Consider the following 17,398-nt stretch of genomic DNA (forward strand, 5'->3'; position numbering starts at 1 on the left):
CAGATGGCTGTCGAACTCCCCGAGCCCCTCCAGTGGGTGCTCCTGATGCTCGCAGGCTGCCGCTGGCCGGAGGCGGACGAGGACCAGCTCCGCGACATGGCCGACCACTGCCGCAAGGCCGCCGAGGGGCTCAAGGACGCCACGCAGAGCTCCGACGCCGCGATCAAGCGCGCACTGGAGGGCCAGCAGGGCCTCGCCGCAGAGTCGTTGAACACGTACTGGGCCAAGTTCGCCACTGGCAAGGGTACCCAGGACGACCCCGGCTACCTGCCCGGCGCGATCAACGCGCTCAACGGCATGGGCGACATGCTCGAACAGACAGCCAACTCCGCCGAGACCGCGAAGATCCAGATCATCGCCCAGCTCGGCATCCTCGCCTTCGAACTCGCCACTGCCGAGGCCGAGGCCCCGTTCACCGCGGGTGCCTCGCTGCTCGAGGTCCCCGTGATGATCGCGGGGAGCCGGGCCGTGATCTCCGCGCTCCTGAAGACCCTGCTCAAGGAGATGATCACGATGGCGGCCAAGCAGGCCGCCCAGATGGCCGCGATCAACTTCCTCGCCCAGGGCATCGAACTCGCCGAGGGCCACCGCAAGAGCATCGACATGAAGGAGCTCGGCCAGAACGCGCTCGGCGGCGCGATCGGCGGCGCCTCCGGTCACCTGATCGGCAAGGGCATCGGCGGCGCCGGCGCGAAGCTCGGTGCGGAGAAGGCGCTCAACTCCACCGTCGGCAAGATGGCCACCGGCGCCGCCGTCGGCGTCGGCGCGGACGTCTCCACCCAGCTCATCACCACCGGCAAGGTCGACGGCGAGTCGCTGCTCGGCTCCGGCCTCTCCGGCGGCGCGGGCGCCGGCCTGCACGCGGGCGCCTCCGCGGTGAAGGGTCACGCCAACGCCCCCAAGCCCGCCGAGGCTCCGCACCTCGACATTCCGAGCCCCGCCGCCCACGGGGGTGGGGAGGGCTCACCGACCTTCACGAAGCCCAGCACATCCTCGGGAGAGGGCGGTTACCACGGTCCGACCGGCGACTCAGGTGGCGGCGGTACCACCACGCGGTCGGGTGACGCCGGGGGCGGTTCCGGCATCGGCGCGGCCTCCGGATCCGACGGCGGTGCCGGCGTGGGCTCCAGCCTGAACTCGAACGGCGGCTCGAACGGCGGGACGGAGACGGTCGGCGGTTCGGGGTCGGGCGCGGGCGCGGGCTCGGGTTCGGGTTCGGGTGAGTCGCGGGTGAACGGGCTGACCCCGTTCGGCTCGGCACGGGCGAGCGAGGCTCCGCAGTCGGTCGGGTCGACGGGCGGCGGCAGCCACCCCGACCCGGCCACCCACGAGGCGGGGAGCGCCGGTTCGGGCGGTTCCGCGCGCTCGTTCGACGCCCCGGCCCCTCGCTCGGGTGGCGACGAACCGACGGCCGTACACGAGTCGTCGGCTCGTCCGGAGTCGTCGGTGTCGGGTCACGAGCAGTCGGGTCACGAGCAGTCGGTTCGAACCGACGCGGCGTCGGCTCCGGCAGCGCATGAGACCGTCGCGCGTCAGGAGCAGGCTGTCCATGAGCCGTCGGCTCAGCAGCGTGGTCCCGAGCCGACGTCGGCTCGTCCGGAGTCGTCGGTGTCGGGTCACGAGCAGTCGGTCCGATCCGACGCGGCGTCGGCTCCGGCAGCGCATGAGACCGTCGCGCGTCAGGAGCAGGCTGTCCATGAGCCGTCGGCTCAGCAGCGTGGCCCCGAGCCGACGTCGGCTCGTCCGGAGTCGTCGGTGTCGGGTCACGACCAGTCGGTTCGAACCGACGCGGCGTCGGTTCCGGCAGCGCATGAGACTGTCGCGCGTCAGGAGCAGGCTGTCCATGAGCCGTCGGCTCAGCAGCGTGGTCCCGAGCCGACGTCTGCTCGTCCGGAGTCGTCGGTGTCGGGTCACGAGCAGTCGGGTCACGAGCAGTCGGTCCGATCCGACGCGGCGCCGGCACCGGCAGCGCATGAGACTGTCGCGCGTCAGGAGCAGGCTGTCCATGAGCCGTCGGCTCAGCAGCGTGGCCCCGAGCCGACGTCGGCTCGTCCGGACTCTGTTCCGGCACTTCACGAGACCGTGCCGCGTCAGGAGCAGCCGCAGCACGAGCCGGTGGCGCAGCGTGGTGATCACGAGGTTGTCGAGCAGCCCGGGCCCCGGCACGACCAGCCCGCACACGAATCCGTGCCGCGTCAGGAGCCTGGTTCGCACGAGCCGGTGGCGCAGCGTGGGCAGGAGTCGACGCCACGTCAGGAGCAGCCCGCGCACGACCCCCCGGCTCAGCGGCGTGGCCCCGAGCCGACGGCGTCGCACGAGACTGCGCCGCGACAGGAGCAGCCTGCCGAGACCGGCGGGTCGCGGACGGGTGCGCCCGTGCACGAGGAGCCGGTGGCAACCCACTCGGCCGGTGGGCACGGTGGTTCGCCGGCTCGGGGGAACGCTTCGGAGTCGTCCGACGGTGCGCCGCAGCGGAGCGGTACAGGAGCGGTGCCCAACCTGTCCGGGGCGTTCGGCGGTGCCGCGCACCTGGCCGGGGCCGAGGGCAACACGCACCTCGACGGCGGTACCCGGATCGCGGGCGGCCAGGCGCCGTCCCGGCCGGCGCCCGAGACGGTGCCGAATCAAGTCGGGCCCGACGCCGCGACGTCCACCGTGCAGCAGCCGGCCGGGGCGCCGCCGATGGCCGGTGGCTTCGTGCCCGGTCCGGTGGCGGGCGGCGGCGGGGCGAGCCACGCTTCGGGCGGCGGCACTCGCACGCCGTCGACCTCCGGTGAGCCCAGGCCGACGAGCCAGCGCCCGGCGGAGCCGACCCCGCAGCTCGGCGGGGGAACCCTCCGCCCGGGTGCCGGTCGCTCGTCCGACAGCCACCTGCCCCCGCCCCCGCCCCCGTCGGCGGGCACGTCCCAGCACGGCACGGCCGACCCCGTGAGCACCCGTACCGTCGGCGACCCGCACGCGGCCCCGCCGTCCACGTCCCGCAGTGGGCGGACCGGTGACGAGCACCTGCCGCCGCCCCCGCCGCCGCAGAACACCCGCGTCAGGCCGCTCGAGGAGCGGCCCACGGAGGACGAGCTGGCGCAGTTGCACCAGCATCCGGACGGTCCGGCGCTGATCCACCCGCCCGCGACGGACCCGGCGGCGCTGCAACGGTACAAGAACACCAACAAGTTCAACTTCCGGCTGACCGACGAGCTGGGCACGGCCGCGAACGCGCTGCCGCACAGCTCGTGGGGCCGGCACGACTCGGGAAGCCTGCTGCCGGACGGCAGGCCGGACGTCAAGGTCAGCCCGTACTCGCAGTCCTTCAAGTCGCACCTCGACCCGCTGACCCTCAAGGCCCTGCATCCGATCCCCGCCAACGCGGTGACCCCGCACCTGCGGAACGAGCTCGGGCCGGACGCGATGGCCTTCCAGGGCAACCATGTGCTGGAGGCGGCCGGCAGCCTGGACTTCCGTACGCAGGAGCACTTCCAGCAGCAGGAGATCCGCCGGAACGTCCTGGAGCGCCTGGCCCGGCAGGACTCCCAGCAGTCCTGGCACCCGGTCGGCGAGCAGCGGGTGACCGAACACCTCGACGGCTCGACGTCGGCGATGGACGGCGTGAACCGCCTGCTGGGCGGCCACGACGGTCGGCCCGGCTTCGGCGGGATCGTCCTGGGCGAGGCACACAACCAGTCGCCGAGCTGGAGCTTCCTCAACGAGAACATGCACGACCTGAAGGCCGCGGGCGTCGACAAGATCTTCGTCGAGTCGCTCCGCGACGATGCCTTCCAGCAGCACCTGGACGCCTTCCAGCGGCCCGACGGCACCATGTCGCCGAACCTGGAGAAGATGCTCCGCGCCTACGACCGCAGTCAGAACTCCCCGGCCGGAGCCGGTCTCTACGACACGGTCGTGAAGGCGAAGGCGGAGGGCGTGACTGTCCACGCGGTCGACGGCTACCCGGCGCGGCGGCCGACCGAGGGCGGCCGCCAGGCGCTGGAGGAGCGCGCCCGTCTGCTGAACTCGTACATGAACCACGCCATTTCGGAGTCCGGCGGGTCCGGCAAGTATGTGCTGGTCACCGGAAAGTCGCACGTGCACGAGCACGCCAGCAGCTCTGAGCACCGGATCCCGGGCGTGGCCGAGATGCTGGGCGCCCCCGCCGTGCGGCTCACCGACGTCGGCCGGCCGAACTCGTCGGGAGCGCCGCACGACGCGTCTGTGAACACCGACCCCGGAGACGTCCGCCTCGGCTACCTCGCCCCCGAATCGACCGGCCAGGACCCGGCGAACGCGACCCAGCACCAGGGCGGCGGGATCCCGCCGGCCCCGCCCGCGCCGCCCACCCAGCACGTCGTCGGCGGCAGCCAGGGGAACGGGACCCGAAGCCTCGGTGACCGGACCCCGCCGCCTCCGCCGCCTCCGCCGGCACCACCGGCACCACCGGCCCCGCCGACGCAGCACACGCCCCCGTCCACGCAGCACACGCCGCCCGGCACCGGCCAGCACACGCCGCCCACGCAACACACGCCGTCCACCCAGCACACGCCGCCCGGCACCACCCAGCACACGCCTTCGACCGGCGCGCACGACCAGTTCCTCGACCGGCAGAAGCAGGAGCGCGACGCCGAACTGCAGGCGCTGTCCGGCAAGTCGCCCGTGCGCGATGCGGTCGACCAGCTCGGGCGCGAGCAAAGGTCGGTGGCGACGCCGCCGGTGAACTCGGACCGGCTCCGCCAGGACCTGCCGACGATGTCCCCACAGGCGCGTGCCCAGGAACTGGCCAACATGACACCGGAGAACCGGCGTTGGCTGGCGCGGGATCCCCAGACGGTGGATGCGTTGAAGAACGGCCTGCCGCCGAAGGAGTTCGCGAAGACCGCGGCGGACCTGCTGGTGCACGTGGACCCGCGGGCGGAGCGCGCGGCGACGGCACGGCAGGAGGCGAAGCAGCAGATCGCCCGGATGCTCCAGGACCCGGAGACGGCGGCGCGGCTGCTGAAGAACGGCGCGGACGTCGTGGTGGTCCCGAAGGACGTACGGATGCCGGACGTCCCGGAGTTGAACAACCTGCGCGGGGTGCACAACAACTCGTCGGCGGGCGCCGGTCGCGGGTACGACGACATGCGTGGTTCGGGCGGTCGGCACTCGGCGGTCACCGAGGAGAACCTGCTCGGCGAGCACACCTCGATCGGACAGGGCGGGCACTACGAGGACGGGTACTCCACCACCACCCACGAGTTCACCCACACCGTGCACAAGTACGGGCTGGAGACGAACGACCAGAAGCTGATCACCGACACCTTCAACCAGAAGCTGGGCGATCCGAAGGCGGCCTGGCCCGACGGCCCGCGCCACGACGGCAGCGGAAAGCCGGTGGACAACTACTCCTCGCGGGACGAGCAGGAGTACTTCGCCCAGGTGACCAATGCCTACCTGGGTACCAACCACGGCACCGACCCGTACACCGGCCAGCCGCGCAACAACGGTGCGGACTGGGTGCGGCAGAACGAACCGGCCATGCTTCCGCTCCTGGAGAAGCTGTACGGCAAGGACCCGAGTCTGGTGCACGAGGGGCCGGCCAACCCGGTGCACGCCACCACCGCCGACACCCAGATGTACGACGGCTTCCGGGAGTTCATGGACGGCGTCGAGGGCAACGGCAACCATGCGCCGAGCCACCAGCCGCCGTCCACCCCGCCGCCGCCGACCCCCCAGCAGCCCGGCCGGAACCACGGGCAGCAGGGCGGTTCGTCTCACCTGCCCGCCCCGCCGCCGAAGCCGCCGGCCCCCAAGGCCGCGGTGGACGACGGGTACTCGCACAAGATCGACGGCGCGAAGACCCTCGATGCGATCAAGGACTTCCTCCCGGACACCAGGGAGTTCGACAAGGTCAAGGACACTCTCAAGAAGTACGAGCGGTCCCCGCTGGTCGACGGCGACACCGCGGCGATCATGGACTCGTACCGGACGCAGAAGCAACTGCACGTGGACCTGCTGCGTCGCAACGTCCCCGAGTCGCTCGACGTCGTGAACCACCGGCTCGACGAGATCGCCAGGGAGACGCCGAACCGGCAGGCCGAACTGGCCGCCGAGAAGCACAATCTGGAGACCGCGAAGGCGGCCCTGGACGGCCAGCGGGACCGGATGGCCGTCTACGACCACGAGCTCGCCCGGCTCAAGGGCGAACCCAAGCCCGGCACGCCGCAGTTCAAGGCTCTGGAGGACGCCCGTCGGCAGGCGGAGCCCAGCGTCACCACGGACGCGATCGCGCGGATCGAGGAGCAGCGCACGGCCACCGCCGACCTGCGGCAGCGCGCCGACCAGCGCTTCGACGACGCCGAGGTCAAGTACCAGGACGAGAAGAACAAGCGGATCGCCTCCGGCGCCCCGAAGGAGAGCTCCGCGGAGGCGGCGGCCAAGACCTCCCGGAACGTCTACGAGAGCCGCGTCAAGGACCTCGAGCGTCGCGAGCAGGAGCTCATGGCGGATCTCACGGCGCGCAAGGACGCCCTGGCGGGCACCTACGCGCCGACTCCGCCCAAGCCGAAGAAGGGCTCCGGCCACGAGGCGACGGACGGCGCCTACCGGGCCGCGTTCGGCTACTCGGACCACGGCGTGATGTCGACCGACCCGCACGCCGAGAAGACCGTCCGCCGGGTGGACACGAACGGCAAGGTCAGCCTCAGCGACGCGGTGGTGAACCGGAACCACGTCGTGGCCGACTACATGGTGCACAAGTACGTGACGGCCGCCGTGTTCAAGGCCCGGTCGTTCGGCGACGAGCAGCACCGGGCGGAGGCGTCGAACACGTTCGCCGACTTCGCCGACACCCTGGCACCCGACCAGCACCGGGTCTTCGACACGGCCGGGAAGGGGACCGCCAGGGCGCTCGGCAGGAACGGTCTGGAGCACGCGGCGCTGACCGTACGCGACCTCGGCTACACCGCCGCCGACGTCGACCTGGGGAAGGCGTACGGCAACGAGGAGTTGGCGCCGGCGTTCAGCCCCGCGAAGACGGACGACCCGGCGAGTGCCGGTGCGGCCAAGCAGGAACTGCAGAACCAGTTGGGCAGGTCCGGGCTGGACGGGCCGGCCAAGGCGGAGTTCGACCGGTACGCGGACACCGTGGCGAAGTTCTCCGACGACCCGTCTCCGCAGCACCTGGCGGAGATGAAGGCGGCGCTGGGGGACGTGCACACCAAGGTCCGTGAGCAGGCGGTCGAGGACCTCGCCGTGGTGCACGGCGTCACCGGCCCGCGTCACCTCGACGACACCGTGGCGGCGGCGCGGCAGGCCGCCGCCGAGCCGCCCGGCGGACCGGGCAGGTCCCCGGCGCACGAGCGGCTCGCCGACCGCCTCGACGACCTGGCGGGCGCCCACGACCGTCTGGGCAGTGACCGCCAGGATCTGAAGGGCCTGGCGCACGATCTGCGCAACGACCCCAACAGCGTCCAACCCGAGCAACTGAGGGCGCTCGCCGACACGTTGCCGAAGGAGCGGGAGCAACTGCGCAAGGACGAGGTGCAGCGCCGCCTGGACGAGGCGGGGGAGACCCTCAAGCCCGGCGGCAGCGCGGCCGCGAAGGCCAACGCCGCCGCCAAGCACCTGACCGGTGCGGAAAAGCACATCGGGACGGTGGGCCGGCAGTACGGCGGTGCCTACCCGCGGGCCGGCGCCGGGGAGAACCACCCCGCAGGGCTCTTCGACCAGGCCCTGCACGCCAAGGTGGAGGACGTGCCCAAGCTGATCGAGGACATCACCGCCGGCCTCTCCAACAGCGCCTCCAACCTGCGGTTCGGCGACGAGCTGACCAACAAGTGGATCCAGAACTTCCTCGATCCGCACGTGATCCGGGACCAGGACGTACTGACCGCCGTCGCCAAGGGCGACCTGCCGCCCGAGGCGCTGTACTCGCCGCACACCCTCGACCTGCTGCGCGGGCTGCGCACGCTGGAGGACACCGGTCTGGCCCCGCGCGAGCTGCGCGACCTGATGGCGCCCAAGACCGAGGCCGACATGGTGGAGCTCCACCAGCCCGGCAAGAAGCCCAGCCCCAGCGCCGTCAACATCGCGGACGAGCACGGCATGCTGACCCACGCGGGCGGCCGGACGCCGGTCTCCTCCTCCGGCGACCTCACCCACCAGCCCCACCAGTCCGCGAACCCCGCGGTGGGCATCGAGGGCATGCACCACCCGGTCCGGGACGCCCAGCCGGGCACCGAGGGTCACGAGATCGGGACCACCCCGCCCCCCGTGACGCCCCGGCCGCAGACCCCGGACACCGACGTCCTGATGGCCTCGCCGGACCACGAGACGCCGATGGCGACCCAGAACACCGACGTCCCGATGGCGTCCCAGCAGACCGTCCGGCCGGCGAAGCGGCCGCTGGATCCGGACGAAGACACCCTGATGACGGACGCGCCGCCGACCAAACGCCGCCAGGCCGACGTGGTCCTGCCTCCGCCGCCCCCGCCGGTCAGCCACGGCGCCGGCACCCGGGGCTTCGGCTCGCTGCCGTCACCGCCCCCGCCGGCCACCGCCCACGGCACCGGCGTGCCCGCACACCAGCAGCCCGGTCCGACGGAGGCCCACGGGCCGGCCCAGGCTGCCGAGGCCGTTCCCCAGGAGCGGGACGTGGACGGCGACACGGTGATGGCGGATAGGTCCGTCGAAACCGCCGAGGCCGTTCCGCAGGAGCGGGACGGGGACGGCGACACGGTGATGGCGGACGGGTCCGTCGAAACCGCCGAGGCCGTTCCGCAGGAGCGGGACGCGGACGGCGACACGGTGATGGCGGACGCCGCCCACCACGGCCGCAAGCGCGGTCGGGAGGAGGACGAGGAGCCCGGCGAGGAGCCGGACGCCAAGCGGCGGCGGACCCCCGCGTACGAGAACAGCCACGCGGTGATGGCGGACCGGGGCTACCAACAGATCGACCCGCAGCACCCGTTGACCGGCGAACTGGTCGACTACCTCGGCGGTGCACCCAGGATGCACCCGCCGATGAGCAACTCGCTGCTGCAGAAGGTCAATCCGCACCAGGCACCGACGAAGCCAGCTGCGGACTTCCGGCCCGGCAACGACCTGAACGCCTGCCTGGAGAACGTCGAGGCCTACCGGGACACCCACTTCGGGCGTCCCCGGGTGTCCGGTCGGACCGAGCACGGAACCGTCGAACCGATCCCCGGCAACACGCTGTGGAAGCGTCACGACGGTCCCGCCCTGTTCGGCCAGGGGACGGACGCGGTCCAGAAGTTGATGGAACGGGTGCGGGCCGGCGGGCCCGGCGCCTTCGCCACCGTGCTCGGCATCGGAGCGTCCGGCAGCGGTCACGGCCACGCGGTCGCCCTGGTCCACGACCGGGACGGCACGCTGCGCTGGGCCGACCTGACCGACCGCAAGGTGACCACCGCCAACGGCGGGGCGATGCCCGACAACTACCGCTCCGACTGGACGGTCTGGGCCTCCGTCGCCGACCCGCACGAGAACAACATCTCCGGGCCGCACGACCCGCAGTTCATGGAGCGGTTCAGCACCTTCGGCGAGTCGGACCACCCATCCGACCCGATGGACATCGACACCTTCGGCACCTCGCACCGCGCCGACCCGGACTCGGACACGGCCTCGGTTCGATCTGACGACGAGTCATCCACCGAGTGGCACGACGCGGTCGAGCGGATGTCCGATCGATCCGACGACGAGTCATCCACCGAGTGGCACGACGCGGTCGAGCAGATGTCGGTGTCCGATCACTCGGAGTCCGACAGCGACCCGCGCGGGAACCCGGTTCCCGCGCGACACGAGCCGGAGATCACGGACACCACCGCGACCCAGGCCCGGACCCAGGTGCTTGACGGCGACCAGGGCGGCGCGCCGAAGGGCGACTCGCCGCAGCAGAACTCCCCGAAGCCCGCCGATCAGACCTCGGCCCGCGACAGCCGGTCGGAGGACGCACCGGACAACGGCGGGACCGTCCCGGTGACGCCCCGTCCGGCCGACAGCTCCTCCACCGTCGTTCCACCGGCCGGTACGCACGGGGGCGGGGGATCGGTCCGCCCCCGGTCGGCCTCGGACCCGTCCGGGCTCGGTACGCGCACCTCGGCCCCGCGCCGGTCCGACGGCAGCATCAACCCGTCGATGCGCGGCAACTCGTCCCGTGCCGCCGAGTCGCACACGAGCACGGTCACGTCCGAGTCGCACACGACCACGGTCGCCCCCGAGTCGCACACGAGCACGGTCACGTCCGAGTCGCACACGACCACGGTCGCCCCCGAGTCGCACACGACCACGGTCACGTCCGAGTCGCACACCACCACCACGATCACGGAACCAGGTGCCAAGACGGGCCAGGAAGGCGTCAAGGAGGAGGGGCTCGAAACGCCTCTCACGCAGCACTCCGAGCACGCGCCCGTGACGGAGTTCCCGCCGGTCGGCGCGCGGGTCCCGGTGAAGGGCGACGGTCTCTGCCTGATCCACTCGCTCGAACGCAGCTATCCCGGTCTGGCCGAGCGCCACCCGGAGGGTCTGCAGAACGCCGTCGGGCAGCACTTCGGCAACCTGCGTCCGGAGGACTGGCCGACCGAGGTCTTGTCCAACTACCGGAACTACCTGCTTAGTCGGCCGAACCTGGGTGAGAGCAAGCTCCTGGAGTTCCTTCCGGAGGAGAACCGGCCCGCGTTCGTCGGGATGCCCGACGACCAGTTGCGGGGGATCATCTCCGACCATCTCGCCGTCAACTCGCCGGATCCCTCGCCCCGTGAGCAGCAGGATCTGCGTGACACCGTCGGGGACTGGGCGAACCGATGGGGGTCGGACGAGGGGGAGATGCTGCCGGCGGCAGCCGCCCACGCGCTGGACCTGCGCCTGCGGGTCGTCGACCACGACGGCATCACCCAGGCGGTCTTCGGGCCTCCTGGCGGGACGCCGGTGACGGTGTACCACCGCGGGAACCACTACGACGGCAGCGAGCCGCAACCGGGCACCCCGGAGACCGGCCACACCCCGCCCGCCGCCGAGCCGGAGGTGAAGGCTCCGGAGAGCGAGCAGCCGCCGCTCAAGACCCCCGAGAGCGAGTCGAAGCCGCTGGTCCGGGGCACCGTCGTCAAGCCGAAGCCGATCGCGGGCACCGACCTGGTGGTCGGGCTGACCGGGCACGAGACGGACGTTCGGGAGAAGGTCATCGACATGCTGGCGCGGGCCGTGCCGGGCGACCGGGCGGCGGTCCGGGCGTTCGCGGACGCGAATTTCGGTCCGGCGACGCTGCGTCCCATGCTCAGCGCGCTCTCGCGGGGCGAGGCGTGGACGGCCCCGTTCGAGGGCAACGGCTGGAGCGGCAGCGTCAAGCTGCGCGGTCGGGTGGCCGAGTCGACGTACATGGGCCAGAAGAAGATCGAGTTCGAGGACGGTGCCGACCGCACCGTGGCGATCGGCACCAACCGGGACTCGGCGTGGCAGTTCAACATCGGGGCCCAGACCAGGCAGGCGCGCGGCATCGGTGAGCCGCAGGAACTCGTGGCCTACTACCACGACCGTGGTCAGGCCGAGGTCAACATGGACCTCGGAGGCACGGTGGCGCGGTCGAAGACCAATCAGGAAGCCGACCTGTTCCGGTCGACGATGCGACTGGAACTCGACTTCAACGACCTGAGCCACCACGGCACTCCGGTGAGCAACGAGTCCGCCGGGCGCACCGAGACGGTGGACCTCGGCCTGGCGGTCGCGGTCCCGCAGCGCCCGGAGATCACGACCGGCGGCGAGCAGCGGGTTCCTCCGCGGCGGCTGCAGGACGGCCGTGTGGGCGGCCAGGAGGTCGTGCTCGACCTTTCGCCGCGCGGTGCGTCGCACGACCGTCCGCCGGTGGAGGCGCTGCTCGAAAAGGCCGAGGCCGCGGCCAAGGAGGAGTTCGGCAACGACTGGCCCGCGATGCGCGACAAGGTCCTCGCCGAGGTCGACTTCGCCCGTCTCCAGCGCGACCTGAAGAGCATGACGGCGGGCGAGCCGGTCTCCGTCACGCTGACCGACCGGCGTGGCAATTCGCTCGGTACGGTCGAAATCACGGCTCGGGTCGGGGAGTTGAAGCAGGTCGGCACCACCAAGGAGTCCGAGTTCAACATCGGCACCAGCATGCAGCAGGTGCGCAGCGCGTCCTCGAACAGCGGCCACGCGGGCCAGCTCGGGTTCTCGTCCGCGGTCAAGCCGTCCGCCGCCCTGGTCACCCCTCCGGGCGTCGCCGGGCGGCTCGGCCGCGACACCGTCTCGATCGTCGGCGAGGCCCGGACCTCACAGCTGACCAGCAAGTCGAAGGTGCCGGGCGTCGTCTACGACGGCGCTGTCCACTTCGACCTGTCGTTCAACGGCAGGCCCGTGGCGAGCGATGCGGGCGCGGCGGACGTCCGGCTGCTGGTCGACCGCGCGGACACGGCGCCCGAGCCGGCGAAGGTCGATCCGGCCGGGACGGAGCCGAAGGGCGGGACCGCACCCGAGCTCGAGGGGACCGCCCCGAAGGCGGAGGGCTCAACCGAGCCGCAGCTGCGCGAGGTCGTCAGCCCGCCTGCCAGCGTCTGGCACAGCGGCGACGACACGGGCGGCCTGGGCGAGACCGTCGTCGTCCGCGACCTGGAGAGCACGAAGGCGCTGCGCGCGGCAGTGGACACCGCTGGGCGGGCGAAGTTCGGCGATGACTGGGACGCCGTCCGCGACCAGGTCATGCGCGGGTTCAGCCAGCCGAACCTGTCCGCCCGGCTGACCGGGATGACCCGCGGTGAGCCCCTGGAGATCAAGATCCCGGGCAAGGAGTCGCTGGTCGTCACCGCCGTCGCCAGGGTCGAGACGATGACCTACCGCCGGGAGGACGAGAAGGCCGAACTCAACACGGTGAACGAGACCAGCTCGTTCAGCCTGGACCGTCGGCTGGGGGCGCGCACGACCATCGAGCAGGGCTACGTCGGCGGCACACCGGTCAAGGGCGCGCCGGGCCTGGACCTGACCGCCAACGCGTCCGCCGAGCAGCGCCGGCGCTCCGGTGGGCAGGGCCGGCAGGCCGACCGGGTGTACGCCAGCGGCAAGTACAGCGCGCCGCAGGTCATTTACGGCACCGAACTGGTCATGGACATCCACATCGGCCGGCCCGGTGAGGCGATCGGCGGTCGGCCCGCCGCGTCGGTGCCGGTCCGCGCCGAGGTGGGCATGGACGCGCGGGACACCGTCAAGGTCCAGGCGCCCCGCACCGAGGACGGCGTGATCGACTTCAAGCGGCCCGCGGCGGACACGGCGGACGGCGCCGTGCCGAAGCCGGACGCGACCACCAGCGCCGTGCCGAAGCCGAATACGGCGGACGGCACCGTGCCGAAGCCGGACGCCACCACCAGCACCGCGCCGAAGCCGGACGCCACCACCAGCACCGCGCCGAAGCCGGACGCGACCACCAGCGCCGCGCCGAAGCCGGCCGCGACTCACAACGCGCCGAGCCGGATGCGCGAGCAGCAGGAGCTGAACGCGTCCTACGTGGTGCACAGCCTGAGCGGTGCCGACAAGGTGCGTTCGGCGGTGGAGGAGGCGGTGCGCTCGAAGCACGACGGGCCGTCGGACGAGGTGCAGCAGCGGATCAACGCGAGCTTCGACCGGGTCGCGCTCAAGACCCAGCTCTCCCAGCTCACCCGCGGCGGGAAGATCACCCAGACCGTCTCCGGCAAGACCTGGTCGGCCGAGATCACCGTCCGGGCCCGGCTGGGGGACGCCACCTACCACTCCCAGGCGGACAAGTACGAGTTCGAGTCCGGTACCCGGGTGTCGAGTGGCCAGGGCAACCTGCACGACGGCCGCGACCGGATGGCCGGCGGCGGCCGGGCCAACATCAAGGCGCCGTTCGTCAGCATCCCGACCGGCTACGGGTACCGGGTGGAGCGCACCTACGGCCAGACGACGGAGACGATCGGTTCGGTCTCGAACCGTGGCAAGCACGTCGAGAAGGCCGTGTTCTTCGACGTCAACGCGTCCTACGACGTCGAGGTCAAGTTCACGCAGCTGGGCCTGCCCCACGGGACCGTCACCCGGCAGGTGGACACGGTGGCGCGGGTGGCCGTTCCGGAGCGCGACGCCGAGCCGGTGGGGGGTCGGGCCCCGCGGGTCACGACGAAGCAGCCGAAGAGCTTCGTGGACCACAAACGCCTGGACTCGTCGGCGGTCGTCACCGACGTCCACATCTTGCCCGACCCGGCGCCGACCGTGTCACCGACCCCGGCGAACGGTGCGGTGGACGGCGCGGCGAACGGATCCGCCCGGACGAAGCCGAGCCCCAGTCGGCCCCTCGGCGAGTCGATCCTGTCCCAGGTGGAGTCGGGCTGGAAGCCCGGCGGCCTGCGTCTGCCGAGCTTCGGGCGGAAGGGGAAGTCCGGGCTGGAGAGCAACCCGTTCGGCAGCGACTGGGCGGACATCCGCCGCGAGCTGGAAGCGGAACTCACCCCTGACAAACTCCAGTCCAGGCTCAAGGCCATGACGGCCGGCGACGAGATCGTGGTGCGGCACGGGCGGACCACCGTCCGGGTCCGTGCCGTCCTCCGCGACAAGCTGGAGCACCTGGGCGACTCGGGCACCACCGAGTTCAACGCCGGCACCGACGTGCAGCGGAACTTCGCCACCACCAAGGGCACCGGCACCACCCACCAGGGCGTGCTCGGGGCGGTCGCCTCCGTCCCGCTGCCGCACGCGCCGGCCGTCTCGGTGACGGGCGGCGTGATCGGCACCGGAGGACACGGCCACAACCAGGTGGACACCCAGACCCGGAGCACCTCGGCCGGTGCCGCCACCAAGACCAAGACGGACGGCAGCGCCTACAGGGGCGAGGCGGAGCTCCAGTTCACGATCACCCGGAAGCCGTGGGGCGGCACCCAGGTCTACCAGCGGCGCACCGCGGTGATCGGCTACGAGACCATCGTCGAGGCCGGCGAGACCGTGCCGGCCACGCCGAAGCCCGCCGCCGACGCCACCACCAGTGGGCGGCCCGAAACGGACGCGACCGACGCGCCGGCCGTCGACCAGCAGCGGCCCGCGACGGACTCGACCACTGTCGATCAGCAGCGGCCCGCGACGGACTCGACCACCGGCGATCAGCAGCGGCCCGCGACGGACGCGACGGACGCGACCACCGTCGACAAGCAGCCGCAGACCGTCTCGCTCCAGCCGTCCGCGCCGGAGACCGTCCGGGTCCCGCCGGAGCGGGTCTGGGAGACCGGCCTGCGCGACACCGACATCCTGCGCTGGCTCGGCGACGTCGGCGGCGTCCGGGACCTGGTGCGGCTGCGCGGACCGCAGTACTTCGGCGCGTCGACCTGGCAGAAGATGGAACCCCAGGTCGGGAAGATCACCACGCACAGCCACCTCTCGGCGCTGTTCGGCAGTGCGAGTCAGGGTGCGGAGGTGGCGGCGACGGTCCCGTCCGAGAAGGTGCTGTTCGGTGGCGGGAAGGGGGTGGAGATCGGCGTGAAGGTCGTCTCCCTCGAGAGCCGGTCGAGCGACACGGCCGATGTGGCGCCGGCCAACACGCTCTCCTCCGGCGGCGTTCGGTACGACCTCGCGGCGAACAACGCGGGCGCCCAGGGCCAGGTCGGCGCCAAGATCACCGGTGACCCGACCTCCAACAGCCCATCGCTCATCGGCGGGGCGGCCCGGTTCTGGCGCGAAGGCGGCGGCCACGGCGACTCGGGCCAGGTGATCTCCAACGCCAAGTACTCCGACGACATGGCGCGTTACACCGGTTACGCCGAGGTCGACGTGACGTTCTTCAACGGGAACAAGGAACGGGTCACGGAGAAGGGCATCGTTCCCTTCACCGTGGACATCCCCGCCTCGGAGACCACGGCGAAGGACGTGCCGGGCGACCACTACCTGGCCTTCACCCCGAAGCAGAAGGGCGGTGAGGCGCGCCTCACCGAAGGCTCGTGGCGGCTCGCCGAGGTCGAGCGGGTACTGACACCGGACGACGGCAAGCCGCCGACCGGTCCCGTCCCGTCCGCCCCCGCACCCGCCCGTACTCCCGCCCAGTACGAGCAGCTGATGGGCACCGCGCGACTCGGGCAGGCGTTCGCCAACGGGGAGTTCACCTCCGGCACCGACGCCGGCGCCGCCCGCATCAAGGCGACCCATCGGCTGGTCGAGCTGGCCGGCGGCACCACGGCCGGCACCTCCACCCTGCTCGGGGACCTGCTCCACGCACCCGACGGGACCCAGCTGAAGGCGGAGGAGGTGCGCCAGGTGATCGACTACGTGGCGCGGAAGAGCGCCGCGGGGCCGATCACGCTGGACGACCTGGTGGCCGGAGCGCAGGACGGCTGGCCCGCCCACGAGCCGTACGAGATCCACCGCGGCACGTGGACCGACAACGGTCCCGCCAGCGAGCTGGTCACCGCCGCCATGGCGACGGTCGCGGACGCCACCCGCCCGCTGCTCCAGGGCGGGGCTCCCACACCTGGGCAGCTGCACCTCACCGTGGTCGGCGAAGGCCCCGAACTGCCGCTGCGCCGGGTGTTCGACCTGGACGGCAGCCCGGCGGTGGAGCAGATCCAGAAGATCGAGCAGGCCACCTACCTCAAGCCGGGCACCCGCCCGAGCGAGGTCACCGTCCGGCTGGCCGGCACGCCCGGCACGGGCCAGGACTGGGACTACCGGGTCACCGCCCGGTCCGACCGCAGCCGTGAACTGATGATCCGTCAGCTCGGTCCGGAGGAGGGGAAGCAGCGCGACCCGCAGGCCCGGGCCGAGGCCGACGCCCGCTCTGCCGGGCTCACCAGGTTCGTCGCGGACCGCACCGGAGCACCGGAGAAGAACGCCTGAGCCGCCTGGGGCCGCCGCACCGCGCCCTCGGGCGCGGCGGCCCCCCGGTGGTCCGACCGTCCACCAAGTCGCGGGGCCGTCGGCGGGTGACGGGGAACGGTCATGAGGGGTCGGAGCCGTCTCCGGCACCGGCCGGTCGGATCCGGGCGGCTGCTGTACGTCGGGTGCACGTGGTCGACCTGTGCCGATGTCAGCGGGCAGGGCGATGCTCCGGGTGGTGCCGAGTGATTTCGGGGTGCCGGGGTCGCTGGTGTTTTACAACGTTATACACATCGCCCACGAGTACGCCAAGGGGTCGCTCCGGGTTTCCGGGAGATTTCCCGGCCGTGACCTGAGCGGCCTTGCGGAGGTGCCACCGCAGCGGGTGCTCCGGGCGCCGCAGGAGGACCTGCCTGGCCCGGTGGCCTGATGGGGAGCCTCGGTGGCGGGGCGACGCCGGTTTCGGGCGAACTGTGTCAGACCTCTGGACACGACTCCCGGCGCGTGCTCTTATGCCGTTGGCAACAACGTTTCCAACGTTGTAAGTCCGCCCCCACCCCTCCACCCCGGCCGAGCCGCCCCGCGCCTCGGCCGCCCCGTTCCT

1 protein-coding gene is annotated in these 17,398 nt (G+C 72.1%); it reads left to right on the forward strand.

The annotated features are described in order from the left end of the window. The first annotated feature begins 3 nt into the window (after window positions 1-3). Window positions 4-16,815 (forward strand): toxin glutamine deamidase domain-containing protein, encoded by a 16,812-nt coding sequence (locus OG823_RS31630; RefSeq protein WP_371483621.1) that lies wholly within the window; start codon window positions 4-6, stop codon window positions 16,813-16,815. The last annotated feature ends 583 nt before the right edge of the window (window positions 16,816-17,398 follow it).

It is taken from the genome of Kitasatospora sp. NBC_00315 (genome assembly GCF_041435095.1).
Classification (GTDB): domain Bacteria; phylum Actinomycetota; class Actinomycetes; order Streptomycetales; family Streptomycetaceae; genus Kitasatospora.